General features: G+C 41.8%; 23 protein-coding genes. 10 read left to right on the top strand and 13 right to left on the bottom strand.

Annotation, left to right across the window (positions count from 1 at the left end; genetic code table 11):
* Positions 1-501 precede the first annotated feature (501 nt).
* The 5 genes from JIG41_RS09845 to JIG41_RS09825 form a co-directional block, all read right to left on the bottom strand.
* Positions 502-1512 (bottom strand): ABC transporter ATP-binding protein, encoded by a 1011-nt coding sequence (locus JIG41_RS09845; RefSeq protein ID WP_075593341.1) that lies wholly within the window; start codon positions 1510-1512, stop codon positions 502-504.
* A gap of 11 nt (positions 1513-1523) precedes the next feature.
* On the bottom strand, positions 1524-3023 hold the full coding sequence (locus tag JIG41_RS09840) for an iron ABC transporter permease (RefSeq protein ID WP_036972726.1): 1500 nt from the start codon (positions 3021-3023) through the stop codon (positions 1524-1526).
* Positions 3023-4063 (bottom strand): extracellular solute-binding protein, encoded by a 1041-nt coding sequence (locus JIG41_RS09835; protein WP_118844956.1) that lies wholly within the window; start codon positions 4061-4063, stop codon positions 3023-3025. Before JIG41_RS09835 ends, JIG41_RS09840 begins: the two co-directional genes overlap by 1 nt.
* The gene (locus JIG41_RS09830; RefSeq protein WP_036972731.1) at positions 4063-4875 is read right to left on the bottom strand and encodes a hypothetical protein; all 813 of its coding nucleotides are present in this window, start codon (positions 4873-4875) and stop codon (positions 4063-4065) included. Before JIG41_RS09830 ends, JIG41_RS09835 begins: the two co-directional genes overlap by 1 nt.
* Positions 4876-4971: 96 nt before the next feature.
* Positions 4972-5427 (bottom strand): MarR family winged helix-turn-helix transcriptional regulator, encoded by a 456-nt coding sequence (locus JIG41_RS09825; protein WP_230236330.1) that lies wholly within the window; start codon positions 5425-5427, stop codon positions 4972-4974.
* A gap of 103 nt (positions 5428-5530) precedes the next feature.
* Here JIG41_RS09825 and hmgA point away from each other — a divergent pair, with 103 nt between their 5' ends.
* On the top strand, positions 5531-6838 hold the full coding sequence (gene hmgA, locus JIG41_RS09820; protein WP_036972736.1) for a homogentisate 1,2-dioxygenase: 1308 nt from the start codon (positions 5531-5533) through the stop codon (positions 6836-6838).
* On the top strand, positions 6838-7467 hold the full coding sequence (maiA, locus tag JIG41_RS09815) for a maleylacetoacetate isomerase (protein ID WP_180311845.1): 630 nt from the start codon (positions 6838-6840) through the stop codon (positions 7465-7467). The genes hmgA and maiA overlap by 1 nt, the downstream gene beginning before the upstream one ends.
* Before the next feature lie 40 nt (positions 7468-7507).
* Here maiA and JIG41_RS09810 read toward each other — a convergent pair whose 3' ends face one another.
* Positions 7508-10189, bottom strand: a complete 2682-nt coding sequence (locus tag JIG41_RS09810) for a PKD domain-containing protein (protein ID WP_199524642.1) — start codon at positions 10187-10189, stop codon at positions 7508-7510.
* A 151-nt stretch (positions 10190-10340) separates the two neighbouring features.
* Positions 10341-10571: a TIGR02647 family protein gene (locus tag JIG41_RS09805; RefSeq protein ID WP_036972742.1), complete on the bottom strand. Its 231-nt coding sequence runs from the start codon at positions 10569-10571 to the stop codon at positions 10341-10343.
* Positions 10572-10666: 95 nt separating this feature from the next.
* Between JIG41_RS09805 and JIG41_RS09800 the strand changes: the two genes are divergently transcribed.
* Entirely contained in the window at positions 10667-10963 is a 297-nt protein-coding gene (locus JIG41_RS09800; protein ID WP_051501899.1) for a DUF1496 domain-containing protein, read from the top strand.
* Between the two features lie 56 nt (positions 10964-11019).
* A complete protein-coding gene (locus JIG41_RS09795) occupies positions 11020-11286 on the top strand; it encodes a VF530 family DNA-binding protein (protein ID WP_199524641.1) in 267 nt (88 codons plus the stop codon).
* Here the strand turns inward: JIG41_RS09795 and JIG41_RS09790 are convergent, their stop codons facing one another.
* Complete coding sequence (locus JIG41_RS09790; RefSeq protein WP_036972747.1) at positions 11287-12906, bottom strand: diacylglycerol kinase family protein; 1620 nt, start codon at positions 12904-12906, stop codon at positions 11287-11289. It abuts the gene before it with no gap.
* A gap of 342 nt (positions 12907-13248) precedes the next feature.
* Between JIG41_RS09790 and JIG41_RS09785 the strand changes: the two genes are divergently transcribed.
* The 6 genes from JIG41_RS09785 (at position 13249) to JIG41_RS09760 (ending at position 18865) form a co-directional block, all read left to right on the top strand.
* Positions 13249-13779 carry a sigma-70 family RNA polymerase sigma factor gene (locus JIG41_RS09785; RefSeq protein WP_036972749.1) on the top strand — a complete coding sequence of 177 codons (531 nt, stop codon included), beginning with the start codon at positions 13249-13251 and terminating at the stop codon, positions 13777-13779.
* Positions 13776-14465 carry an anti-sigma factor domain-containing protein gene (locus JIG41_RS09780; RefSeq protein ID WP_036972750.1) on the top strand — a complete coding sequence of 230 codons (690 nt, stop codon included), beginning with the start codon at positions 13776-13778 and terminating at the stop codon, positions 14463-14465. The genes JIG41_RS09785 and JIG41_RS09780 overlap by 4 nt, the downstream gene beginning before the upstream one ends.
* 124 nt (positions 14466-14589) lie before the next feature.
* On the top strand, positions 14590-16182 hold the full coding sequence (locus JIG41_RS09775; protein WP_199524640.1) for a DUF4331 domain-containing protein: 1593 nt from the start codon (positions 14590-14592) through the stop codon (positions 16180-16182).
* A gap of 11 nt (positions 16183-16193) precedes the next feature.
* Entirely contained in the window at positions 16194-16712 is a 519-nt protein-coding gene (locus JIG41_RS09770) for an Ig-like domain-containing protein (protein ID WP_065979148.1), read from the top strand.
* 43 nt (positions 16713-16755) lie between these two features.
* A complete protein-coding gene (locus tag JIG41_RS09765; RefSeq protein ID WP_199524639.1) occupies positions 16756-17754 on the top strand; it encodes a lipopolysaccharide assembly protein LapB in 999 nt (332 codons plus the stop codon).
* Positions 17755-17767: 13 nt separating this feature from the next.
* A complete protein-coding gene (locus tag JIG41_RS09760; RefSeq protein ID WP_199524638.1) occupies positions 17768-18865 on the top strand; it encodes a HupE/UreJ family protein in 1098 nt (365 codons plus the stop codon).
* A 25-nt stretch (positions 18866-18890) separates the two neighbouring features.
* On the opposite strand, the gene JIG41_RS09755 is transcribed toward JIG41_RS09760, so the two are convergent.
* The 5 genes from JIG41_RS09755 to JIG41_RS09735 all read right to left on the bottom strand — a co-directional run bounded on the left by JIG41_RS09755 (position 18891) and on the right by JIG41_RS09735 (position 26627).
* Positions 18891-19508, bottom strand: coding sequence for a TetR/AcrR family transcriptional regulator (locus JIG41_RS09755; protein ID WP_036972763.1), 618 nt, complete (start codon positions 19506-19508; stop codon positions 18891-18893).
* A gap of 129 nt (positions 19509-19637) precedes the next feature.
* The gene (locus tag JIG41_RS09750) at positions 19638-21041 is read right to left on the bottom strand and encodes an efflux transporter outer membrane subunit (RefSeq protein ID WP_199524637.1); all 1404 of its coding nucleotides are present in this window, start codon (positions 21039-21041) and stop codon (positions 19638-19640) included.
* Positions 21041-24172, bottom strand: a complete 3132-nt coding sequence (locus JIG41_RS09745; protein WP_036972767.1) for an efflux RND transporter permease subunit — start codon at positions 24170-24172, stop codon at positions 21041-21043. Before JIG41_RS09745 ends, JIG41_RS09750 begins: the two co-directional genes overlap by 1 nt.
* A gap of 12 nt (positions 24173-24184) precedes the next feature.
* The gene (locus tag JIG41_RS09740; RefSeq protein WP_036972769.1) at positions 24185-25348 is read right to left on the bottom strand and encodes an efflux RND transporter periplasmic adaptor subunit; all 1164 of its coding nucleotides are present in this window, start codon (positions 25346-25348) and stop codon (positions 24185-24187) included.
* 187 nt (positions 25349-25535) lie between these two features.
* Entirely contained in the window at positions 25536-26627 is a 1092-nt protein-coding gene (locus JIG41_RS09735; RefSeq protein ID WP_199524636.1) for a 6-phosphofructokinase, read from the bottom strand.
* Positions 26628-26776: the final 149 nt, after the last annotated feature.

Genomic DNA, 26776 nt, shown 5'->3' with positions numbered 1-26776 from the left:
ATCATCTAAAAAGGAGGACATATCATCGAAGTGTTGAATTAGAGACATAAAAAAATCCGATACTATTTCTAATATCGGATTGTGAAGCTATGAAAAGATCAGTCAAGTGATCATAAAAATATGCTTAACTGATCTGCATTACGCCCCTACTGGCGGGCTTTTTACGTTTTAAACGTTATTCTTGCTAGTTACTAATTTATAAATTTGAGAGCGTAAAGAAAGTTAGAGCAATTAGCTTATACCATTGCGCTTAATTAAATGAGTTATTCTGAGGCAACAAGCCTCGATGATAACAAGGCAAAAGTTTCGTTATTTAGGTGTTCTCGGCAATTGCTCCTGCATTGCTCTACCTCCTACATCCATGCAGTCGTAGATCACAAATTTTAACGAAGGTAGCAACGGTTTAACCCATCAAAATGATTAAGTATGAGTGCGAACAAGTATTAAATAGAATAGAAAAGAGAAGTTGCAGGCCTTAAAGGACCTGCATAAATGATTTATTTAAACTGCATAGACCGCAAGGGGATGAGTGGTGTTGATTGACACATGAACTTCATCATCTGGGCGGACAATCACTTCGTGGCTTACGCGACTCGTCACAACCGTATCACATGCAAGTTTCACTGCACACAAACGGCTGCCACCTTCATAGCGCACCCATGTCACCTTGCCATTGGTTGAACTGGCATTTTGAATAAGATGAACATCATCAGGGCGCAAAAGTACATCAACATCGGCTGAGTCATGATCTATTTTAATAATAGGTGCATTCCCTAGGTCAGTTGTTGCGATATCACCTAACGACTTTCCAGAAATAAAACTTGCCTCACCAAGGAAACGAGCAACAAAACGATTACTAGGTAAACTAAAACAACGTTCTGGTGTGTCGAGTTGTTGAATAACCCCTTCTTTCAATACACCAACTCTATCACCAATAGATAATGCTTCTTCTTGATCATGCGTAACCCAAATAGCCGGAACACCCGCTTTTTTCAATGCATTGCGAATATCCCATCGCAACGTATCTTTTAATGCCGCGTCAAGGTTTGATAAGGGTTCATCCAATAAAACAAAATCAGGTTCATGCGCAAGTGTACGTGCCAGTGCAACACGTTGCTTTTGACCACCTGATAACGTGGCCGGTTTCTTGTTGCGAAACTTTTCAAGACCCAATAATGCAATCCAATGATCTCCTTTAGCTGAATCTGTCAGTCTAAAACAAATATTTTCTTGCACTGTTAAATGCGGAAATAATGCAAAGTCTTGAAAAACCATACCCACTTTGCGCTTTTCAGGCGGAACTTTTTGTTTTGGCGTTGCACGCCACGAACCTAAGTTAATTTCACCCTCGCTGATAGGAATAAGCCCTGCGAGTGCTTGTAATATTGTACTTTTACCACAGCCAGTTGGTCCAACTAGCATGAGGATCTCACTTTCGCCTAGTGACAAGTTAAGATCACTTACCACTCGATTGCTACCATAATCGATAGACAGCTTACTAACTGATAGCATTAAACTGATCCTTAATGTTCTAATTGACTGCGTTTTTCACCGGACAGCATTATAGCTAAACCACACGCTGATATCACGACAAGAAGCAAACCTGGAATCGCTGCGCGACCAAAATAGCCCGCTTCATAAACACGCCATAAATACGTAGATAAGGTTTCAAACCCTGTTGGGCCAAGTAACAACGTCGCCTCAAGCTCACGCATCGATTCTAAGAAAACAAGCGCAGCCCCGGCAATAATACCACGTAAGGTTAAAGGCAACGTAATGCGTAAAAATGCTTCACGAGGACTTGCTCCTAACACCCTGGCAGACTTAACCAAGCTTGAATCTAAGTGCTCAGTACTGGTGCGGACAGAACCAACTGCAAGCGGTAAAAAACGTAATACATACGCAATGACTAATAAAGCAAGAGTTTGATACAACATTGGTAATTGCAATCCACCATACACCAGCGCAGTTCCCATTACGATACCCGGTATACCAAAACCAAAATAAGTCACGCGCTCCATAATACGTCCCGCTTTACCGGTCAGAGCGGCATGCGCTACGGGCACAGCAACTATTACAGCAACAATGGCAGCTAGGCCCGAGGCGTACGCTGAGTTCCATGCAATACTGAAGTCAAAATTAGCAAAGCCATCACGCGCTAACCACACGCAAAAAATACCGAGCGGTAAGCAAATCGCCAAAATCAAAATGGGTGCAAAAGTTAATAGCATCATGCACTTTTGACCATTCGTTGGAAATAACATTAATGGCCGACCATGACGCTCTGAGGCCGTTTTTATTTGCGACTCCATAAACAATAAAAAGCCGACAATTACCATTAGTTGCAGTGATAACATTGCCGCGCGACTTAAACCAAACGCGTTATATTCGACATAAATCACACGGGTAAACGTATCAAGTCGCATCATAGCTGGCGTGCCAAAGTCCGACAACGTATACAGAGCCACCAGTAAAGAGCCGGCAGCAATCCCATTAACTACTCGCGGTAATATGACTCTAAACACACTCATTGTCATCGACATACCCAAGGTGCGTGCAGCGTTAACCATGCTTGCATCAAGACTGAGCAATGATGAACGTGTAGTCAGCATTACAAATGGAAAGGTATACAGCGTCATCACAATCGCTGCACCTGTTAATCCATACATAGGTGGGGTTTCAAACCCTAATAGCTGGTTTATCTCACCACCTGGACCAAACGCTGCGTAGAGCGTAAATGCACCGATGTAGCTTGGTATTGCAAGCGGCGCTGCAAACAACACCAGCCAAAACTTCTTAAAAGGAAGCTGCACATAGGCACTAATAAATGCCAGAGGAACCCCAATTAAAATTGAGCCTATTACGGTTAACACCATGAGGGATAAGGTATTACCAAGAATTTTTAAATTATGACTATCAAAAATAGCTGTTGCATCACTGGCTAAGGTGATCAGAATATAAACAGGCGCTAACGCCAAAAGCGCTGCAAGCAGCGCCATAGGATATGAAGCAGGTATGCGCATTATAGAACACCGCTACTTCGCATAAGGTCAAGTGTTGGCCTTAAATCTGCCAATTGTGTTAAATCAACTTTCGGTGGTGATATTGCTGATAAAGCAGGTAAGCCAGAAGGCTGTTCAATCCCTTGAATAAGCGGAATTTCATAGGCCTCGCGAGCAAGGTAGCTTTGTACTTCTGCACTTAATAAATAGCGCATAAAGTTCATTGCATTCGGGTTATCGGTTAATGAAAGTACACCCGAGGCATTAACTAAGCAACCCGCGTCTTGATTTGTGAAGGCAAGATCGAGATTTGCATCAGGTTTGCCCGACTTTAATCTAAGTGTGTAATAGTGATTTGCAAAACCAATATCAACCTCACCACGCTCAACAGCCATCACTACACCTAATTCACCGGCATACGTTTTAGAACGTTTCTGCACTTTTTTAAGCCACTTAGCGGTTTTATCATCGCCTTCAAGAATGCGCATTGCAGTAACAAATGACTGGAATGATGCATAGGCGGGTGCCCAGCCAATTGATAAATCGCTATCGGCTATCGCCATAATGCTATCTGGAATTTGCTCTTTGGTTAGGCGCTTCGTGTTATAGGGTAAGGTACGGATACGCCCTGTCACGGGTGCCCAACCTGGGTAGCGAAATTGCGGCTGTAATTGCGATTCTAAATCGCCTGGTAACGGTTTGGCGAGTCCCGCATCAGTAATTAAACCAATTGCACCTGAGTCCACAGCCCAAAATAAATCAGCCCGTTTCACGCCTGCTTTTGCTTCAGCAACAATCATATTTCCAAGCGCTGCTGTCGGCCCGCGACGAATCGATAGGTTAAGTTTTGGATTTTTCTTTTCGATTGATTTCAATACGTTTTCGTATAAACCACCTTCACCACGGCCTAGGTATAAAGTCAGATCGCCCTCTAGGGCTGGTAGGTCATTCACTGAAATTGGGCTTACTGGGCTTGCGGCAAAAGCACGAGAAAGAGGTAATGGCATGCTGCCCACTACCCCTAACGCAGCCAGCCCTTGAATAAAGGTTCTGCGTTTCACTAAAATACATCCTTACGTGACTTTTCAGCTTCTTCTAATAGCACTTTAGCGCGATCAAGTTTTTCTTGCATATCAATAACCACATTTCTGACTTGGTCAACGTCTTTTTTGTCTGAAATGGCTTTTGGAAGTGTGACGTTAAAATCTTTTTCAAGTACTTCCACAAGTTTTGCGTCTTTTTCAATAAGAGTACCTTCTACGCCTTCAAATAAGTGAAGGTAAGTATCATGTACAATTTGAGTCGCTTCGTCGCTTAAACGCTCAGCATATTTTGCAACAACGCGGTCTAATTTATGTTTAATTTCATCAATAGTGGCGCTTTGCGTCATGTTTTCAGAGGCCGTTGCTTTTACCGCTTTCAACAAGCCTTTTTGTTGAAAATCAGCGGCTAATTTAACAGCCCCTAGCCCCTGCCATAGAGCCGCATCTAGTGCCTGCTGGTGTTGACGTACTTCACTTGCAGGTTTTTTATCATCGATGGCCATTTTAATACCATAAATGCTTTGCCAAATAGATGCATAAACTGGAACGTAATTAGTTTCGATGGCACTGTGAAACTTCACTGATTCCCAATACTCAATTAAATCATCGCTTTTAACAGCCTTAGCGCCATTTTTTTCATACTCTGTCACTAAAGCATCCACTTTTGCTATCATCCACTCAACATCATCAGAATAATCTTTTAAGTTTGCTTTAAGGTGATTAACGTGCTCGCCAATTGGGCCATTTGCCAATACTGGTTGCGTAATAAATGCTGATGCTAATACAAGGCTAAGGCCAAAAGTCTTCATTGTGTTTAACGCTAATTTCATAGGGAGAGCATCCAAATTTCTAATTGTAAATGATATCGATTATCATATCCGTATCGATTCACTAAATCAATATGTAGCAGCACTAAGATTACAGAATTAAACATTTTTATTGAGGCTATCGTAAACTTTATTCAGCGTTGAGATAAAGTTTTCATATTCATGTTCATCTATGTCTTTTAGCATCTCTGCTTGCCAATCTAATGCCACCGGACTAATTTTTTCGACCATATCGCTTCCATCACGTGTTAATGACAGTAAGGTTGCTCTTTTATCGAGTGGATCAGATTGGGCGCTTATAATGTCTCTTTCTAATAAGCGTTTAACCGCTCTTGATACCGTTGACTTATCCATGTGTGCCAAATCACATAACGATTTTGCACTTAGCTGACCGTATTGGGCTAGATTGGCAATAATGCGCCATTGTGGCACGGTTAAGTCAAATTGGCTTTGATATAGTTCACTAAATTGTTCACTCATTTGCGTTGCAATATTGTTGAGTGTGTAGGGCAGAAAACTGTTTAAATCAAATGTCGCTTTCATCTCTTTTGTCATGGCTTTTTTACTGTCAAAAAATATTTACAGAGTTAAATTCTATCCTATTTGAATTTACTCTCACATGAGAGTATCTTACCTAAAACCTTTCAGGAGTCTAGTGATGAATAACAACGAATTACAATATATGACAGGCTTTGGTAATGAATTTGAAACCGAAGCACTGCCGGGTGCATTACCAATTGGTCAGTTCAGCCCACAAAAAGTAAACTACGATTTATACGCTGAGCAATTTAGCACAACGGCTTTTACAGCACCGCGCGCAGATAATCGCAGAACATGGTTTTATCGCATTCGTCCTTCGGTTGTTCAAGGCGACTATACAGCAATTGATAATGGTTTAATTCGCACTGCACCAATCACCGAAGTACCAACACCACCGACGATGCTACGTTGGGATCCGATTGATTTCCCAACAGAACCGACTGACTTTATCGACGGTCTAGTCACAATGGCGGCAAATGGTAGCGCAAATGCACAAACAGGTATTGGTATTCATATTTATGTCGCTAACAAGTCTATGGATAACCGTTACTTTTACAATGCAGATGGCGAGATGTTGTTTGTTCCTCAACAAGGCGAACTACTGCTTAGAACTGAGTGCGGCAAGTTAACAGTGCGTGCCGGTGAAATTGCCGTTATTCCACGAGGCATTAAGTTTGCAGTTGATTTATTAACGGAGACTGCACGGGGTTATATTTGTGAAAACTATGGCCATGCGTACATATTGCCTGAGCGTGGTCCAGTTGGTGCAAACGGTTACGCTAATGACCGTGACTTCCACTACCCTGTTGCTGCATTTGAAGATATCGAAGGTCACTTTGAATTAGTTGCGAAATTTAACGGTAACATGTTCCGTTGTGATATTGGTCATTCACCACTCGATGTGGTCGCATGGACGGGTAATAGTGCGCCCTATAAATATGATTTAGCGCGTTTCAATGTCATGAACACCGTAAGCTATGATCACCCAGATCCATCAATCTTTACTGTCCTTACGTCACCTTCAGGTACTGAGGGTGTCGCAAATATAGATTTTGCTATTTTCCCTCCACGATGGATGGTAGCAGAAAACACTTTTCGCCCACCCTATTATCATCGCAATATTATGAGTGAATTTATGGGCTTAATTGAAGGTGTTTACGATGCCAAAGAGCACGGTTTTGTACCGGGCGGCTCAAGTCTACATAATTGTATGTCACCACATGGGCCTGAAGCTGATGTATTTGAAAAAGCGTCGAATGCAGATTTACAGCCACAACGCTATGAAAATACACTCGCATTTATGTTTGAATCACGTTACGTTATTTCACCAACAAAATATGCCCTTGAAGGTAAAGAGCGCCAAGCAAACTACACAGATTGTTGGCGAACTATTAAAAAACACTTTACAGGTAAACAGGACGTATAATGAAACTTTATAGCTATTTTCGTTCATCTGCGGCGTACCGCGTTCGTATCGCCCTTAATTTAAAAAACATTGATCATGAACTTGTAACCGTAAATCTATTAAAATCGGAACAGCAAAGCGATGCCTATTTGGCAAAAAACCCACAAGGCCTTTTGCCAGCGTTAGAAACTGAGCACGGGGTTTTAGCGCAATCATTAGCTATTTTAGAATGGCTTGAAGAAACCCATACAGAAGTCCCTTTACTGACGGGTGATGCATGGCAAAAAGCACAGATCCGTAACCTTTGTTATGCCGTAGCCTGTGATATTCATCCAATTGATAACTTACGCGTTTTAAAATACTTAGCCAATGATCTTGGTGTCGATGATGAGGCTAAGAACACCTGGTATAAGCATTGGGTTGAGGTCGGATTCGACAGCATAGAAAAAATGTTAGATGAGGGTAATCGTTTTTGTGTAGGGAATGAGCCAACCCTAGCTGATGTCTGTTTAGTGCCTCAAGTATTTAATGCACTGCGTTTTAACGTTGATATGAAAAAATATCCAAAAATCGCCGCTGTGTATGAACACTGTAATACACTTGATGCATTTATTGATGCAGCCCCGCAGAATCAACCCGATTCAATATAAATTAAAAGGCCCGATTTAATCGGGCCTTTTGCTGCAAGGATTAGTTAACGGATGATTTATCTTTATTAGGTGAAAGTATCGTATAGTTTGTTGAACTGCTGGTTGTATTAAACAAGCTAGGTGCTCCACTCGACTTCATCGTCTCTGGCATCCAATAATTTTCAGGAATTGTTTCATAGATATTAATCCGTGGAGCAATCACTAAAGAAGGCGCACCTTGGCTATTGTACCAACCATTTTCATCTAACAAATAATAGTCTTTTTCTTTTACGTATAATCGTTCACCGGCAACACCGGGTTGAGATTTTAATATCTCCCATTCACGTTTACGACAAGGTTTAGACATATCATCACTGCATGAAAAATTACCAAAATAGTTAATCGTGACGTCTCTAGATTCTTGCATCCAACCTACATTTACGCCATCTAAGGTATAATCTTGCTCGGTGCCATTGACTAGATTTAAACGGCGACTATCCGTTTTTGTTAACTGAAAGCCAAACACATTAAAGCCATTATCGCTGTTACCTTCATAATAAAACTCAAGCTTGCCATCTTTCCAGTTTGCTTTTGTCCACTGATTTATCATAGTCTGCCAGAAATTGCCGGGCTCATTTGTTACATCAACGGCGGCTGCACTCGTTTCGTCAACCTTAAAGCCATACATAACTTCAGTTGCGATAACAGCGCCCTCTGCGGAGTATGCAACATTCAGTAATTGTAAATCACCATTTAACTGGTCAATAATTCGGCTTTCTTGATATCGCTGATCAGGGAAAGTAACTTTAAGCACACCTTCTTCGATTTGCCACTGAAGTGCTGTCTCTGCATCTTGTAATTTACCCGTATTATCAGCAGAAAAAACGTATGGGTCTAAAACAAATCCGACAACCCCATCATCACTATCACTTTGATAATGTTGTATTGCCCAAGTGCCTCCCATATCTTCAGCTTTAAACGCAAGGTCAGAGCCTGAATATGGCTTTCTCATTGAGACATCTGATTCATTTGAAACGTTAAATTCAGGTGTTTCAATCACATTTTCGCCCAAGTAAATAGGTGTCATTTGAGCCGTTTGTGACATTGTTAAGCGATAACTATCAATGCTCTCACCTTCGACAATCCTTTTAAGCGTCGCTGTTTGAGGTGAGTAGGTGACTTCAACTTGATAAATCCCTGCATTGAAAAGATCATCAACTTGTTGCTGAGAAAGCCCTGCAACGCCGACATCAACAGAAAGGAACCCGATAATGCCCTGACCACTAGTAAAATCAAGTGTGATCACACCTTCAGTAAGTGCCCAATTGTAATTAACAGCGCCACTACTATGAACATATTTGCCCATACCGTTTTCTTCAAATGTGTATTGCTGGCCACCACGTGAAAGGAACCCTTTTGCTGTAGGGTATGTTCTTACATAGTAAGCAGGTAGAGATGATTCATCGACAGGTGGGGTTAGTTCTGGATCTGCTATTATTTTTGCAACTTCATTTTCGATTGCGCCTGGGTTTGATTGCTCAACAGCGGCGACAAACTCGTTATAAGCGTCTGGGTTTTCAATAAGATCAATTAAATTTTCCGTTCCTTCTGGAAGGGTCACTTCATTTTCGGTCGCATATTTCACGACGGCTGCAGCTTCAATCAACACATCTGGATCAACCCCTTTTTCTACCAATGAAAAGCTTTCAAGGTCAGCCGGTGGTATCCCCTCATTTGCCGCTGTAATAAGCGCAACTAACGCCGTAGAAACAGCGCTTAAACTTACCGTATTAGCGCCTTCATCACCATGGGCAAAATTAGCCTTAATTTTGGGTGCTGCTTGTACTTGGGCATTGGCAGTTAAATCGGAAACAAATGCACTGTATTCAAGACTCGAATTAGTCGCAGATATAGCATTAATACGACTAAACAGATTCGTTTCATCATCGTCAACAGTAAACGTAAACGTAAAATCACCGTTAGCATCACTCATTTGTGTGTAATTAGTACCGAGTAAAGTTGCATTAACGGTCGCATTACTAAACTTATCACCCGTAATTGAACCCGCTAAGGTATACGTGTTATCGATACTCGCTATAGTGAAACTTTGTTCTAATTCAGTACTATCGCCTGAATCATCTGTAACTGTTACTTTGAATTTAAGCTCGGTATCTTCGGCAACACTTGGTAAAGTAAATGACACTTGTTGTTCAGTCGCACTGCTCAACGTAACTGTGGGCCCTGCTGTTTGCTTCCAGTTATAACTGCTAATACTGCCATCGTCATCAGTCGCATTTACTGAGAGTGTCGCCATCGACTTTTCTTGTGCAGAGCCAAAGTCTGCAGAGACCTTAGGGGCAACATTATTCAACAAACTCACCGTAATTGATTTTGATGTAGCTTGGCCTGCTGAGTCTGTAGCCGTAAGCGTAAACATAGCTTCTGTGTCGTTATCAAGTGCTGGCGCAATAAAGCTGATAGAGTTTGTGTCTGCTCCCGTTAGCGTAATATTCGGGCCTGAATCTTGTACCCAGTTGTAGCTAATACTCGCGTTATCATCGGTAACCGTTGCTGATAATTCTGTGCTTTCACCCTCTTTTACACTCGCAGTGCTATCAAGTTGAATGACGGGGGGAGTGTCGACGACTTCAGGTTCATTTTCATCATTGTCCGAACCACAGCCAGCTAATAATAAAGTAATTGTACTGCTTAGAAGTGCAAGTTTGAGTTTATTCGTTTTCATCACGAGTCCCTTTATTTAAATAAAATGAATTTAAATGAATGAAAACTGAATGATAGTATGGTTTAGTGAATTTGCCAGTTAACTATTAGCAAAAAACTAATAATAAACTGGCTAAATGTGGGCGGATTTAGGCTTATCTAAGCAGTTGTGGCTATTTTAAAGCCGAGTGGATCAATGTAACATGTTCTATTAAATCAAGACCTAAATCGGTTAGGTAGCCTCCATCGCTGCTATCAGTAATTCCTTTATCGTATAAGCGCTTCGCTGCATCAATCAGTGAAGAATCTGCATCAGAATGAATCTTAATACCTTGCATTTTTGAATTTCGCGGGAATTTAGCGAGGAGTGTTAATTCGTCAATCATATTTTTATCAAATTGCATATGTTCACCTTTTTATTATTTCCATCATTGTGTTTTTATAGCATATAGACTTAAGCTTAGTGAAGATATTAAAAACTGCTACTGCGGGGTGAAATTTGCTTACACGTATCTCAATCTTTTTATTATTTTTTTTAGTGTTTTCTCATATAGCAACAGCGAAAGACACTCCGTTAGTGGTGCTAGATGGTGACAGTGCATTAACCAACGCAAAGGTATGCTGGTATGAAAATAAACGCTATACCGAGGGTGCGATTATTGCTGTAGCGAACAGCATGCTTATATGCGCTACAAAAACAGACCATCTGTCTAATAGTGATCTCATGTGGTATCGATTGAATGAAAACGGCGATATTATTTACCCTAAGCAGGCGAAAACAATTCGTGTCAATTAGCATCTAGTGACGAGATAGGTTACTATTGCGCGGTAATAAGTAACCTAAGATTTAGTATGGATAATCAACCTAATAATCCTTTGCATGGCGTAAAACTTGCCGATATCGTCACTAAGCTACAAGAAAAATTTGGCTGGGAAGGCCTCGCTGCGCATGTCGATATTCGCTGCTTTCAAAATGATCCCAGTGTAAAATCAAGTTTAAAATTTTTACGTAAAACGCCTTGGGCACGTGAAAAAGTAGAGCAACTTTATGTCGATACGTTTTTCAATACCCAAGAGGACGATATGGCAACTTTCCAGTGGAAAAGCATTAAAAAATAATTATTCTTCTGCCATTATCACCGAAAGCGATTTCGGTGATATTTCTACAACGATTTCCTCAGCTGTTTTCACCTCGCCATCAATTACATAGCTTAATTCATTTTCTGCCGTAACACAGACACGCTTAGCATTTGTGTGATGGCTGTTAATTGCAAAACTTGTCTGAGTAATGCTTGAAAAAACCAACTCAGCAATACTCAAGGTACTGGCTTTCGAGTCTGCACTTGGGGTAAGCCAATTAACATCTAGTAACCCATCTTTATGATCAGGCTGCCCTGCTGATTGCGCTAGCAGGGTGGTGAACGGTGCTGCGTTGGCGATAATCAGGCTTGTGGTATGAATTGACTGCGGTTCATTGTTATCAAGTTTTACGGTGTAATCTTGAGCTTCATGCTCGCCGAGCGCGTGCCAAAAACCTTGTAAATAGGCCAATTGCCCCGATTCATTTTTTGCATCACGATGCGCTTTTTCTATCATCTTTTGCTCAAAACCTATCCCTACAAGCAATAGCATACGTTCGCCATTACACAGTGCAGTATCAATACGACTCGCCTGCCCTTCAATAATGAGCTCACAGGCTTGTTCGACAGGAATTATTTTTGACCGAATGCCCATTAAAACATGCGCTAACGCATTTGCTGTACCTAATGGAATGATCCCTAATTTACAGGGGGTATCAACCAACACACTTGCAACCTCTGTCACAGTGCCATCTCCCCCACATGCAATGATTACATCGGGCTGTGATTTAATGGCCTCTTTTGCTAAATCAATGCCACTAATTTCGGCCGTTGTCGTGTGTACTGTTAAATCGTAGTACTGTGATAATCGGGCGGTAATTTGTTTATTTTTAGATTCCCATAATTTCGTGCCCGATACAGGGTTAGCAATAAGTACAGCTTTATTTTTAATTAATAAATCACCGGCTTTATGACGTCTTATTAAATGACGTAATTGACGTTTATTAAGATTTGCAGTCTCACGTGTTTCTTTAATTTGCTCAAGTATCGTGTGCACATCTGCATCTTTGTTTTGACTCAATAAATAAGCAGCCATAACAAATACGGAACGACCGCGTCCTAATGCACAATGCACTACAACACGTCTGTCTTCTTTAATCTGATGATGTATCCAATTAATGGCTTGATTTAATTGTGCGCGGGTTGGCACGCTGTGATCAAGTACTGGAATATTTAGATAACGGATATTTTCTTGAGTAGACGACCATTCTAAGCCATCAAACTCACAGGTTACATCTAAAACGGCTGTGATCCCCATTTCTTTCATACTGTCTATGTCAGATGGAAATAATCGACAAGCCAAAAACAAATGCTCGTTTATTTGTTGAAGTGGCGGCACTTTATCGTGTTTTCTAGACCACGCGTTATAAAGTTGTGCGCCAAGTAAAAATGGAATAAACGCCCACCGTATATACATGGGAATAATGCCATTTTCACGTTTACGGAATATTCGCGCGATATCAAAAAAATAAGCCGCGCTCACTAATAATAATGAAAGCGCTGTCCAATAAAAAAATAGCGCAAAGTACACCGTATCTACACGCAACGCAGCAATAATAAACGCTACGGCTAAAACTAAATAGGTTGATGCTGCCCACATAATCACTCCTTGTTATTGTAATTATTTATACATAGCAAGTTTCACTCCAGAGTTTAAAGTACACCACGCCTTTTGATATACCTTAAATCAATAACTTAGCAGATTTACTATTTATATATAAATAAGTTTAGGACATTTTTTCAATAACATATGAATAACTTACACATTATGAATAACTTGAAACCTATAAATTTGCCAATAAGCACATCCCTGCTAACCTAATTAATAGAAAAGAGGTGGGTTAACATTGATTTCACATCCTTTTTTCTAAAAATAATGTTTCGTGCATCTAAACCGGTGAGTAAACCGTTACTTCTATACAACAAGAAAAACAGGAACTTTATGGACAACGATCAACTATTAGCGTTACTGAGTGCAACAGCGAAAGGTGACAAAAATGCCTTCGCAAGTTTGTACAAATCAACTAGCGCTAAGTTATTTGCCATTAGCTTAAAAATGCTGGGTAATCGGGCTCAGGCTGAAGAAGTATTGCAAGATGCCTTTGTAAAAATTTGGCACAATGCCAGTGACTATCAAGTATCAAAAGGGGCAGTTATGTCATGGATGATAAGCATAGTCAGATACCGTTGCCTCGATTTATTACGCCACCACAAAGTGCGTAAAGAACAGAGCTTAACTGATGAGCAAGAACAAGAAGATTTAACGTCTATTCAAGTTGCTTACGAAGATGATTCAAAGTTGGTCGACTGTATCGAACAACTTGATCCACAGCAAAGACAAGTAATTCACTTGGCTTATTATAAAGGGTTGACTCATCACGAGCTTGTTGATCACATTGCATCCCCTCTTGGCACAGTTAAAAGCTGGATCAGACGTGGGTTACAACAACTACAAAGGTGCCTAACGTTATGAATTATGAAAACCAAACACTTATTGATATGTTAGCAGCCGAGTATGTTCTTGGGACATTAAGAGGCCCCGCTCGCGACCGTTTTGCTCGTTTAATGTTAACCTCTACCCGTGCAAGAGAAGCAACATGGATGTGGGAGCAACATCTCAATAACTTAGCAAGTTCAATTGAGTCTGTGCCACCCGATGAAGCCGTATGGGAAAAAATTGCCAGTCGTATCGACCCCAACGTTGTGCCTTTGCAATTAAAAACCAAAAAGCCACGCTCAACGATACTACAAGCATGGTCGCTTATTGCCACCGCTGCGAGTATTGTCCTTGCGCTTATTATTTGGCAGCCTCATGAGTCGGTTACATCGCAAGCGCAACAAATTGCACTTTTTAAGAATCAAGCCGAATCTGCACTTTGGTTTATTGATGTCCAAGACGACAGCCTTGCAATTAAAGCATCGACAGCACTTATACCACGCACAGACAAAGATTATGAGTTATGGATGATTTTAAAAGGGCAAGAAGCGCCCATATCCTTAGGTCTACTGCCCAAGTCAGGCCGAATTGAGCTACCTAAAAATGCCCAATTTAATGCGAATGACATTGCACTCCTGGCTGTTAGCTTAGAACCCTTGGGAGGATCGCCTAATGGCTCCCCAACCGAGGTCTTATACACCACCGAATTGGTTATTCTTTAAATCTAAAAGCCGTGCATTGCACGGCTTTTTGCATTTTTGTTAAAAAATTTTCAAATTATTGCATCCAATTAAATTCTTCGCCCGTATTTCACTATGACTTAATTTAAAAACTAAGGAAAAAGTCATGAAGAACGTAACTCCATCTCTAATTGCTATTGTAGTATGTAGTACCCTGTTCAGCTTGCCTACAGAGGCATCTAGTCACCGAGAAGCACCGAACATTACACGCTTCCCAACATTAGACTCAACAGACTTTTACGCGTTTAATAGTTACGAAGAAGGCCGTGGCGATTATGTCACGTTCATCGCAAACTATATTCCACTTCAAGATGCTTACGGCGGTCCAAATTATTTTGCAATGGACCCAGATGCAACCTACAGCATTCATATTGATAATGACGGCGATGCTGTAGAAGATATGACCTTTGCTTTTAATTTCAAAAGCATGTTACCTAATGACAACATGGGTGTTGCTTTAACAGTCGGCCCAGAAGGCAATCAACGCACGGTTGCAGTGCCATTAAAGAATGTCGGCGGTGTAGCGGCCGGTAATAATGCAGCGGTTAACTTTAGCGAGTCATATACAGTGAGCATTGTAAAAGGCCCACAACGTACTGGCTCTAAAACAATGCTAACCAATTCAATGAATAGCAGTAATGAATTTTACAAACCGCTTGATTACATTGGTAACAAAACATTCTCTTCAATGAGTGCTTACAAAGAATACGCTGACCAGTACATTTACAGCGTGGCAATCCCAGGCTGCGACGGTATGGGTAAAGTGTTTGTAGGTCAACGTAAAGACCCATTTGTTGTTAACCTAGGTAAAACTTTTGACCTTGTAAATTATGTCCCTGTCGAAGGTGATAGTGCTCCGGGTGCTGGTGATGGCGGTGGTTTTCCTGGTGGCATCACACAATCAGCTGATAATGACGACCTAGCAATGAAAAATGTGACAGTCATTGCTGTTGAAGTACCTAAAGCCTGTGTGACAGGTGAAGGTAATGGCACGATTGGTAGCTGGACAACAGCAAGTCTTCCGCAAGCGCGTATTTTAAATCCAAATGCGTCATTTGCTAAAACAGCGGTTAACGGTGGCGCATTAACTCAAGTATCACGTTTGGGTAGCCCACTGGTTAATGAACTTGTTATTGGCTTAAAAGACAAAGACACCTTCTCTACCTCTGCACCTGCTGACGATGGTCAATTTGCTGATTATGTAACGCATCCATCACTGCCTGAGCTGCTTAACATCTTATTTAAAGATGCCGTGAACAGTACCTTAGGCACAAATATTGAAACACTCGCGCCGACTAATTTCCCTCGTAATGATTTAGTCACTGCATTTTCAACTGGCTTCCCAGGTGTAAACCAACTAGCCACAGTCACACCGTCTGAAATGCTGCGTCTAAATACAGCGATTGCGGCAACACCGCAAACTGAACAATCAGCATTTGGTGTTGCGGGCGATGACCTTGCAGGTTTCCCTAATGGTCGCCGTCCAGGTGATGACGTGGTTGATATTGCACTGCGTGTCGTAATGGGCCGCTTGTGTTACCCAATCCCAGTAAATGGCACTGACACCGACTTAGGCTTATGTACATCAGACGATGCGAGTGTAGGTAATGTACCGTTCACAGATGGTGCCCCTTTAGATGCAACCATGATGGATGCGAGCTTCCCATACCTTGCGACTCCAATTGCTGGTTCTAAATAAGGAGAGCTACGATGCGTAATTTAAAACGCTCTACAATCACACTGATGATTATGGCTGGTGTTCTTGCAGGCTGTAATGACAGTGATAATGATGACAAAGATGATATGAAGCCTGTTCCTGTTAACAAGGCACCCAGTGCAACTGATGCAATGGTAACAACGCAAACAGAGGTTGTTATTGAAGACATGCTAGAGGGCTCTGACCCTGAAGGTGATGCTCTTACTTACAGTCTTGTATCAGAGCCCACATTAGGCAGTGTGGTTGTGCAAAGTGATGGCAGCTATACCTATACCCCTAATGCCGAGACCACCGGCGCTGATAGCTTCGAATTTGCTGTCAGTGACGGTGTAAACAGCCAAGTAACTGCCACTGTCAGTATTACCATTGAAGCATTACAGGTTGATTTTGCTGCTATTGGCCGTGCTGCATTTAATCAAGCTGCTTCTGACGAACCATTACGCCTCAATGGTCGTGTGTTCTTAAACACCGGTGCTGAAGCAAACTTTGATGATTTAGTTACTGGAAACTAAGGTTTAGAAATTTGGCCATGGATGGCTTTTATAAGGAGCAACAATGAAACATTTAATCTGGTCGTTTATTTTTGTAAACACATTCGCTCACGCAGAACCTTACATTCCAAACGATAACGACTTTATTGCCACATCAAGTACCCCTCTTGCTGCTACCCTGACACTTCAAGAGCTTGCAACGTTATTTGAACAAACACAATACGCGGGCCAAACAGAAAGTAAGCAAGGGCTCCTAAAACGTTACTTAGAACAGCAAGTCAATACAAGCCACGATCCCGAAATTCTTTATTATTACGCGCGTGTACTGCAACGCGAGCATCAATTTGACGAGGCTTTAGCCTTTTTAGCCAGAGTAAAAGAGCTAAGTCCTCATCATGTGAATGCCGCATTATTAACAGCAAACATATTAATGGTGCAAGGTAAGTTCGACGACGCAAAGTCTGAGTGCTTAAACTTAATTGGTCATGCAAGTATTGAAACTGTGACCACATGTAGTTTAGATGCACAAAGTCAAATGGGTAAGCTTGAAGAACGTTTTCAGGCATTAAAAAAGATCGCTCGCAAAGAGACGATGAGTCTAAATACCCGCCATGTACTTGCCGAGATGGCTTTTAGATTAAATAAGCCTGAGCAAACAATTGATTATCTTGCGACTGTGAATTTAAAAAACTCACCAGTGAGTTTGGTGGTGTTATGGGCTGATGCACACTTGGCAATGAATAATCTAGATACCGTATTATCGACTCTGAGTGGATTATTAGACGATAGCGCCAACCTTGAAGATGCCATTTTGCTGCGTCTTGCGCAGGCAGAAAAATATAAGGTCGATAATCAATCGAATAAATGGCGACTAAAATTAAAAGAGCGCATTATTTTAAGAGAATTACGCCAAGATCTATTTCATGCCAGCGATCTTACTTGGTACTATTTAACAATTGAAGAAAATCAGTCTAAAGCACGCTATTGGGCAAATATTAACTGGAAACACGCGAAAATGGACAGCGATAAGCAGTTACTCAAATTAGCAAACGATATCGATTAGGAACATAACCACGATGAAAAACATAATTTTAATTGCATTCTTAATCGTTGTTACTAGTTTTAATGTGTCTGCTCACCAACTAAGTACAGCGTACATTAACTTACAAAACGACAGCAACGACACCGTGTCTTTATCAGGCTCGTGGCAAGTTGCAGTTGCAGACATAGAGCAAGCTATTCCCTTTGATTTAAACCAAGATAACGTGATTATTTGGCAGGAAATTAGCGCAAAACAGGCTGCAATAGCGTCGTACTTATTTAATCATATTTCAGCTCAGCAAGCAGGTGCCACCTGTACGGTAAGCGCTGAGGGGTCACTTAAACTTGATAACCACTTTAACCAAGCGTATATCGATGTTCCGTTACAAATTAACTGTCCTGAACAATCAGCACTGACGCTCAGCTACAATGCAATAATGCAGATTGATGCTAATCACAAAGCCATCGCAGCAATCAATAACACAAGTCGAGTGTTTAGTCGGAATAATCAGCAACAAACGCTTAATTTCTCTCAAACAAGTTATGGTCAAACATTTGTTGAATATGTGTATCAAGGTATTTTGCATATTTGGATGGGTGTTGATCATATTTTATTTTTAGTGGCGTTGCTTTTAACCTGCGTACTTGTGAGAGACAAAAATACGTGGCAAGGGATCCAATCAAAGAAAAAAATTGCCGTCGGCACAGCTTGGATAGTCACCGCATTTACGCTTGCTCATTCCATTACTTTGACAGCCACGGCCCTTGAATTAGTGTCACCCAATAGTCGTTGGGTTGAATTAGGTATTGCGCTCTCTGTTCTCTTTGCAGCGTTAAACAATATATGGCCATTAATCGTTCGATTAGGCTGGGTGACTTTTGCATTTGGTTTATTACATGGAATGGGCTTTGCCAGTGTTCTAGGGGAACTGGGTTTATCAAGTGATTATCAGTTAATGAGCATACTGGCGTTCAATTTAGGCGTTGAATTAGGTCAGCTTGTGATACTTGCTATCTGTTTACCGGTATTAATCAGTCTAAGGAATCGTGATTGGTATCGTAAATGGCTGATGCCCGCGGGCTCACTAACCATTGCTGTTATTGCCTTACAGTGGTCAATTGAGCGTTTTTAAAAACCAGAATAAAGGCTAAATGCCTTTATTCGAAAGGCAATAATAAGGTCTGCATGGTAGGCCTTAATGCTTTTATTAACTGCTCGGTATCTAATGAAGGGTTAAGCATTTTGCGTAATAACAACCCGCCCATCACTGAAAACATGACTTCGATGCGTGCGTTTATTTCATCCAGTGCAGCGCCTTGTAAAGGACCTCGTTCACCAATTAATAATTCGCGCATTGAATCACGCGCATGAGCATCAGATTCTCTTAAAAGGTTGGCAATTTTCTCGTTGCGTGCAGCTTCAGCGAGCATTTCTAAATCAAGGGCGCCTTGATTTAAATCAGTGTGTCGCTCTACTCCTCTATTAAGGCCATCCAATAACACCGAAACACGGTCTCCAGGCTTGTCTGCAAACTCTCTAAAGATTGAGAACATTTCTTCCATGTCACGTTCGACAATAGACTCAATGATGGCTTCTTTACTGGCAAAATAGTTATAAATATGGCCTGCACTCATACCGGCTGTTTTCGATATTTCAGCCATACCAGCGCCATGATAACCTTTGCGACGAAAACAATCTGCCGCAGCACAAAGAACTTGATTACGTCTAGCTTCTGCGAGCGCAGGATCGCTGTGTCTTTTGGTTTTTTGCGTCATGTTTTCTCCACACTATTCGCCCGTATAGTTAACTATAATTTAAACAAGGTTTACATGATCTTAATCATAGCGCTAAAGCAAAACAACTAAGATCGTGTAAATCCTTGAATAAACAATGCAATTGCTGGCTTATCGAACAGCACCTTGTGCATTCCAACCACCGCCAAGGGCCTTATACAAATTAATTTGGCTTGCAAGATACGCTTGCTTACCCATAATTAACTGCTGGCCCGCACTGTACCAATTGCGCTGCGCATCGAGTACCTGCAAATAGCTATCAGCCCCTTTTTGAAAGCGTGCATCCGATAAGGTAAAAGACAGCTCATTGCTTTGGTAAAGGTCATTTAGCGCTGCTAATTGTTGCTTATAACCTTGACGGTCTGCTAATGCGTCAGACACTTCTTTAAATGCCTGTTGAATTGTTTGCTCATAACGCGTTAAGGCCACTTTTTGCTGCGTTTCAGCCACCTCTAAATTTGCTTGGTTACGACCCATATTAAAGATAGGCAAATTAATAGAAGGCACAAAGCTCCACGTGCCCGAGCCTGCATCAAATAAATTGTTTAAATCTGCTGATGCCGTCCCCGCATTGGCTGTTAAGCTAATACTTGGGTAAAAAGCCGCTTTAGCAACACCAATATTTGCATTTGCAGCACGTAAATTATGTTCAGCAGCTTTAATGTCAGGACGTTGTGTTAACAACTCCGACGGTAAACCAACCGGCACCTCGGGCACACTAAGTACGGTATCAATACTTTGATTAGGCAATAAATCGACATTGACTGATTGGCCGACCAAAAAATCTAACGCATTTTTATCACGCTTAAGTAAACGCTGGTAATTCGCTATATCTACTTTCGCTCTCGCAACCGTACTTTCTAGCTGCGATAACGTAAGTTGTGATGCTGCACCAAGCGCAAATGTTTTACGCGTAAGCGCAAGTGACTCTTGCTGCGACTTTAATGTGTCATTAGCAAGCTCTAACAGTGCTTTATCCGTTGCGTAATTTAGCCATGCATTAACCAGCTCAGAAATTAAGCTGATACGAACACTGGATAAACTATACTCAGCAGAATAAAGATTTTGCAAAGCTTGTTCAGATTGATTACGAACCTTTCCCCAAAGATCGAGCTCATACGCGGTTAACCCCACGGTAGCAGAATAGTTTTCACTGATAGCTGCCTCACCGGTGCCCGTTAGGCTCCCGGGTAAACGTTGACGTGTACCCGATGCATTCAAATCGATACTTGGATACAGATTTGAATCCTCAATTTGATACATCGCTCTCACCTGCTGCACATTAAGTGCAGCCGTTTTTATGTCTTTGTTATGTTCGAGCGTTAATTCAATTAACTGTTGTAATTGCGCATTACTAAAGAATGCTTGCCAATGCAGGTCATTAATATTTCCCGCATTGGTTTCATCTGCATAGTGTGGTGCAACAGGTAATTCACGCTGTTCAAGGTCAGGAGCCATATTACAGGCCGAAAGCACTAAGGTCGCGACTGAAATAGAGACCAGTTTAAGTTTCATTATGCTTGCTCCTCACTATTCACTTTTTGTTTGCCGGGAAATACGCGACGAACTAACACAAAGAATAACGGAACGAATAACACCACGATTGTTGATGAAGCAAGCGTGCCCCCAATCACTGCAATACCGAGTGCATTTTGAGCTCCCGAGCCTGCACTTGATGCTATCGCAAGCGGTAAAACACCGCATACGAACGCCATTGACGTCATAAAGATTGGGCGTAAACGTAAGCGAATAGCAGCAATTGCAGCATCAACAAGCTTCATACCTTCGTCCATTTTATGAATCGCAAATTCAACAATTAAAATTGCATTCTTAGAGGCTAAACCTATGGTTGTTAATAAGCCAACTTGCAAGTAAATGTCGTTTGATAAATTAAACACAAATGACGCTACACCCGCACCAAAGACACCCAGTGGAACAATCAGCATCACCGCAGCCGGCACAGACCAACTTTCATACAATGCCGCAAGACATAAAAATACAACCAGCAACGACAATGCATAAAGTAACGGTGCCTGACCCCCACTTAAACGCTCTTCATACGATATACCGGTCCACTCAAATGCCACACCTGGAGGAAGCTGTTTTACTATTTTTTCAACCTCAACCATTGCTTGCCCTGTACTGTAACCTGGCGCAGCGGCACCTTGAATTTCCATCGCCGAGAAGCCGTTATAGCGCTCTAAGCGTGGTGAGCCATAAGTCCAATATGAATGGGCAAATGCAGTGAATGGCACCATATCGCCGTTTGCATTGCGCACATACCATTTATCGAGGTCTTCGGGCACCATGCGTGATTCTGGAGTCCCTTGCAAATACACTTTTTTCACACGACCACGGTCAATAAAGTCATTTACATAGCGACTACCCCACGCCGTTGATAACGTGTTGTTAATGTCAGTTTGTGTTAAGCCAAGCGCTTCTGCTTTAGCTAAATCAATATCCAGTTCAAGTTCTGGTTTATCTTCTTGGCCATTAGGGCGAACACCTGAAAGCACCGGGTTTTTAGCCGCCATGCCTAAAAACATATTGCGTGCTTCAAGTAACTTATCATGACCAAGCCCTACGCGGTCTTGTAAAAATAAGGTAAAGCCGTTTGCTGTACCAAGTTCTACAACTGCAGGAGGTGGAAATGCGAACACAAACGCTTCTTTAATTGTTGAGAAGTATCCCATCGCTTTACCCGCAACAGCGCCCACTGATAAATCAGGACGTTGACGTTCATCCCAGTGTTTTAAACCAACAAAGCCAATCGCTGCATTTTGACCAGATCCCGCAAAGCTAAAACCTGTGACTGTAAAGATAGATTTCACTGCTTCAGATTGATCTTCCAAGAAGTGATGCTCCATTTTTTCAACCACTTTTAACGTTTGTTCCGTGGTTGAGCCTGCTGGCAAGCTTACTTGGTTAAACAATATACCTTGGTCTTCATCTGGTAAGAAAGCAGACGGTAATTGCGAGAAAATATACACCATGCCGCCGACAATCAAACCATAGCAAAGTAAGTAACGTTTACTGTGCTTAATCATGCGTGCAACAAACCCTTGCGCACCCGCATTGGTTTTATCGAAACCTCGGTTGAAGCCTAAAAAGAAACGACCAAATAGTGATTTATCATTGTGTACATGGCTTGGCTTTAGCATTGTCGCACACAGTGCTGGTGTAAGAATAAGTGCCACTAATACCGACAAGCTCATTGCTGTTACAAGCGTAATTGAGAATTGACGATAAATAACGCCCGTCGATCCTGCAAAGAAAGCCATAGGAACGAATACCGCAGAAAGCACCATGGCAATCCCCACCAAGGCCCCTTTAATTTCATCCATTGATTTACGTGTTGCTTCAAGCGGTGACAGGTTTTCTTCTGTCATTACACGTTCCACGTTTTCAACGACAACGATAGCATCATCAACAAGTAAGCCTATCGCTAACACCATCGCGAACATGGTTAAGGTATTAATTGAATAACCAAATACTTGTAATATCGCAAAGGTACCCAGTAATACAACCGGAACAGCGATTGTAGGAATAAGTGTCGCTCTAAAGTTCTGTAAGAATAAATACATAACTAAGAACACCAAAACCACGGCTTCAATTAGCGTACTAACCACTTTTTCGATTGATAAAGAGACAAAAGGCGTTGTGTCATACGGTACAACAGTCGTTAACCCCTCAGGAAAGAAAGGTTCAAGCTCAGCAAGTGCCGCTTTAACACCATCAGCAGTATCAAGTGCGTTTGCACCACTGGCTAGCTTTACCCCTAAACCCGATGCTGGTTTACCGTTAAAACGCGCAACCACACCATAGTTTTCACCGCCTAATTCAACCTTTGCTACATCGCTTAGGCGCACAACTGAACCATCAGGATTCGTTTTAACGAATATATCTCTAAATTGCTCTGGCGTTTGAAGGCGGCTTTGTGCCGTTACGGTCGCATTTAATTGCTGGCCATCTACTGCAGGTAATGCCCCAAGCTGACCCGCAGATACTTGTGCATTTTGAGCACTAATTGCTGCACTGATATCTGCCGGTGTTAATGCATATTTTTGTAGTTTTGATGGGTCAAGCCAAATGCGCATTGCATATTGAGAACCAAATAACTGAACCTCACCTACGCCATTAACACGCGAGATAATATCGAGCACATTTGATGAAACATAATCACCAATGTCGATATTATTCATACTGCCGTCTTCAGAAACAAAACCGACAACCATTAAGAAGTTACGTGCCGATTTCGCAACAGACACACCTTGGCGCTGAACTTCTTCAGGTAACAGTGGCGTTGCAAGTGACAGTTTGTTTTGTACTTGTACTTGGGCGATATCAGGGTCTGTATCAGCGCTAAAAGTCAATGTAAGTGTTGCTGAACCATTAGACTCCGATGTTGATGACATATACAACAAGCCATCAAGCCCTTTCATCTTTTGTTCTATAACCTGGGTAACCGTATCTTCTAATGTACGGGCAGACGCACCTGGGTAATTGGCTTGAATGCTAATGGCAGGTGGCGCTATTGATGGATACTGCGCAACCGGCAAACTTTTTATTGCAAGAATACCTGCCAGCATCACAACGATGGCAAGTACCCATGCAAAAATAGGCCGATCAATAAAAAATCGTGACATGTAGATTCTCCGTTACTGGCTGTTTGCTGTTGTTTCAGCAGGCATTGGATTGACTGGTGCACCTGGGCGAATTTTTTGTAAGCCTTCCACAATGAGCTTATCGCCGTTATTTAGTCCCTCAGTCACTAACCAGTTTGAACCGACCGTGCGGTCTGTTTTAAGCACGCGAGCTTCTACAGTGTTATCTTTACTCACCACCATCGCTGTCGGCTCACCTTTTGTATTGCGGCTAACACCTCGTTGCGGTGCTAAGATTGCATCACTTTTAACGCCTTCAACAACAACTGCGCGAACATACATACCTGGGAGTAAAAGCTTTTCTGGGTTAGGAAATTCTGCACGCAAGGTCACTGACCCCGTGCTTGGGTCAACGGTTACTTCTGAAAATTTAAGCACCCCTTTGTGTTGATAGGTACTTCCGTCTTCCATTTTTAGCTCAACGTTAGAGTGCAGTGCGGCATCTTTATCAAGCTCACCTGCAGCAATCGCTTTTTTAAGACGAGTAAGTTCACTGCTTGATTGTGTTAAATCAACAAAAATCGGATCAAGTTGCGTAATCGTCGCTAAAGCAGTTGCTTGGTTTGCACTGACAAGCGCACCTGCGGTGACATTTGATTTACCAATTTGACCACTGATAGGCGCTAAAACTTTGCTGTAATTTAAATTAATTTGAGCCGTTTTTAATTGTGCTTGTGCTGTTAGTAAGTCGGCTTTTGCTCCTTTGTAAGCAGCATCGGCTTCATCAAAGTCTTGTTGACTAACGGCTTTAATACTGAGTAGCTCTTTATAACGTTCAGACTTCGCTTTTGCGTTTGAAATACTCGCCTCAGCTTTAGTAATAGCCGCTTTACTGGTTGCAACTTGGGCTTCAAATGTAGAGGGGTCAATTTGATAAAGTGCCTGACCTTTTTCAACCTCCGCCCCTTCAACAAATAAGCGTGATTGAATAATACCATTCACCTGTGGACGGATTTCTGCGATACGTGATGCAGACACGCGACCCGGTAACTCTTTTGTTAGCGTAAGCGGTTTACTTTGCATCTCAATAACACCCACAGGAACAGCCTGAGCTGCCTGCATCTGCCCTTGAGCTGGTTCTGATTGGCCACAGCCTGATAAAAGCACAGCGGCAGCCAGTGCTGACACTGCAAAAAATGGAATGCGAGAGCGGTGCATGTTTATACCCTTAGTTTAGAATGAACGATCATTCTAAACTAAAATTGACACAGATCAACCCTCTTTAAATTAATTTACATTAAATAAAACCCTTGCTTTGTAGGATGAATTTTGAACAAAGCTAAAACAACAATTTTAGAATCAGCATTTAGTGAAATAAGTCACGGCTTATGAACACGCCATTTTCCTAGGTATCACCTAAGCATATGCCCATACTTCTGGCTGTTTTAATAAGTACATGCTCAAGCGGAATAGCCCGATACTGTGATGTTGCTTCTTTTAAACTGATTGGTTTAATTTCACCATTTTTATGAACCGGTATTAAACCAAATTTACCTTGTTTAACAAGCTCAAAAGCCAATACTCCATATTCTGCACCAAGCACCCTATCAAATGAATTAGGGGTACCACCTCGTTGAATATGACCCAAAACAGTCACACGAACATCTAACGGGAGTTGCGCTTTAATACGCATTGCCAATTGCTCTGCAATGCCTCCTAATACAGGGTTTTCGTAGCCAAATTCAGTAGACTGGTGACTCACAACTTCACCTTCAATTGGTTTTGCACCCTCAGAAATTACGATATTAGCGAAGCCATGCCCGTTATCGAAACGAGTCTGTAGCTTGTTAATAATCGTCTCTATGCAATAAGGAATTTCGGGAAGAAGCGCAACTTCTGCGCCTGCTGCGATTGCCGAATGTAAGCAAATCCAGCCTGCATCTCGCCCCATGACTTCTGTAATAATAACGCGATTATGACTTTGAGCTGTCGGGATTAACCGATCGATAGCTTCGGTTGCGGTGTCTACCGCAGTTTGAAAACCTATGGTGTAATCAGTGCCAAACAAATCATTATCAATGGTTTTTGGTACACCAATTATGTTTAACCCGCGTTCATATAAATGCTGAGACACTCTGTGGGACCCATCACCGCCAATATTAATAACCGCATCAAAGCCTAGTTCGCTAATTACGTTGATTAATTCATTGGATCGGTCGACCAACACACGCTTACCCTTTATGTCTGTCGGGAATGCAATAGGGTTGCCTTTATTAACCGTCTCTAAAATAGTACCACCACGAACATGTATCCCAGCAACAACGTCATCAGAAAGATGAATAATATCGTGCGGTGTCTCTAACACTCCACAGTAAGCGCGTCGACTGCCATAGACTTGCCAGTTTCCATCATGTGCAGCCGCTTTTACAATGGCACGGATCACCCCATTGAGTCCTGGACAATCTCCCCCGCTCGTTAATAACAGTAATTTTTTCATCGCATTATCAACCACTCAGCTCTTTTCATTACAGGTTAGCTTAAATTTAATCATTACGCGTATGACTTACATCAATGAGAATGTCTTTAGTGTGTTTAAAACGATGTGTAGAAGAATTAAATAAACGTGCTAGATAGCTGTGCGACTTA

It is taken from the genome of Pseudoalteromonas sp. bablab_jr011 (assembly GCF_016464045.1).
GTDB lineage: Bacteria > Pseudomonadota > Gammaproteobacteria > Enterobacterales > Alteromonadaceae > Pseudoalteromonas > Pseudoalteromonas lipolytica.
Note: the sequence above shows the minus strand (reverse complement) of the source record. Positions and strands in the feature narration are given on the sequence as shown.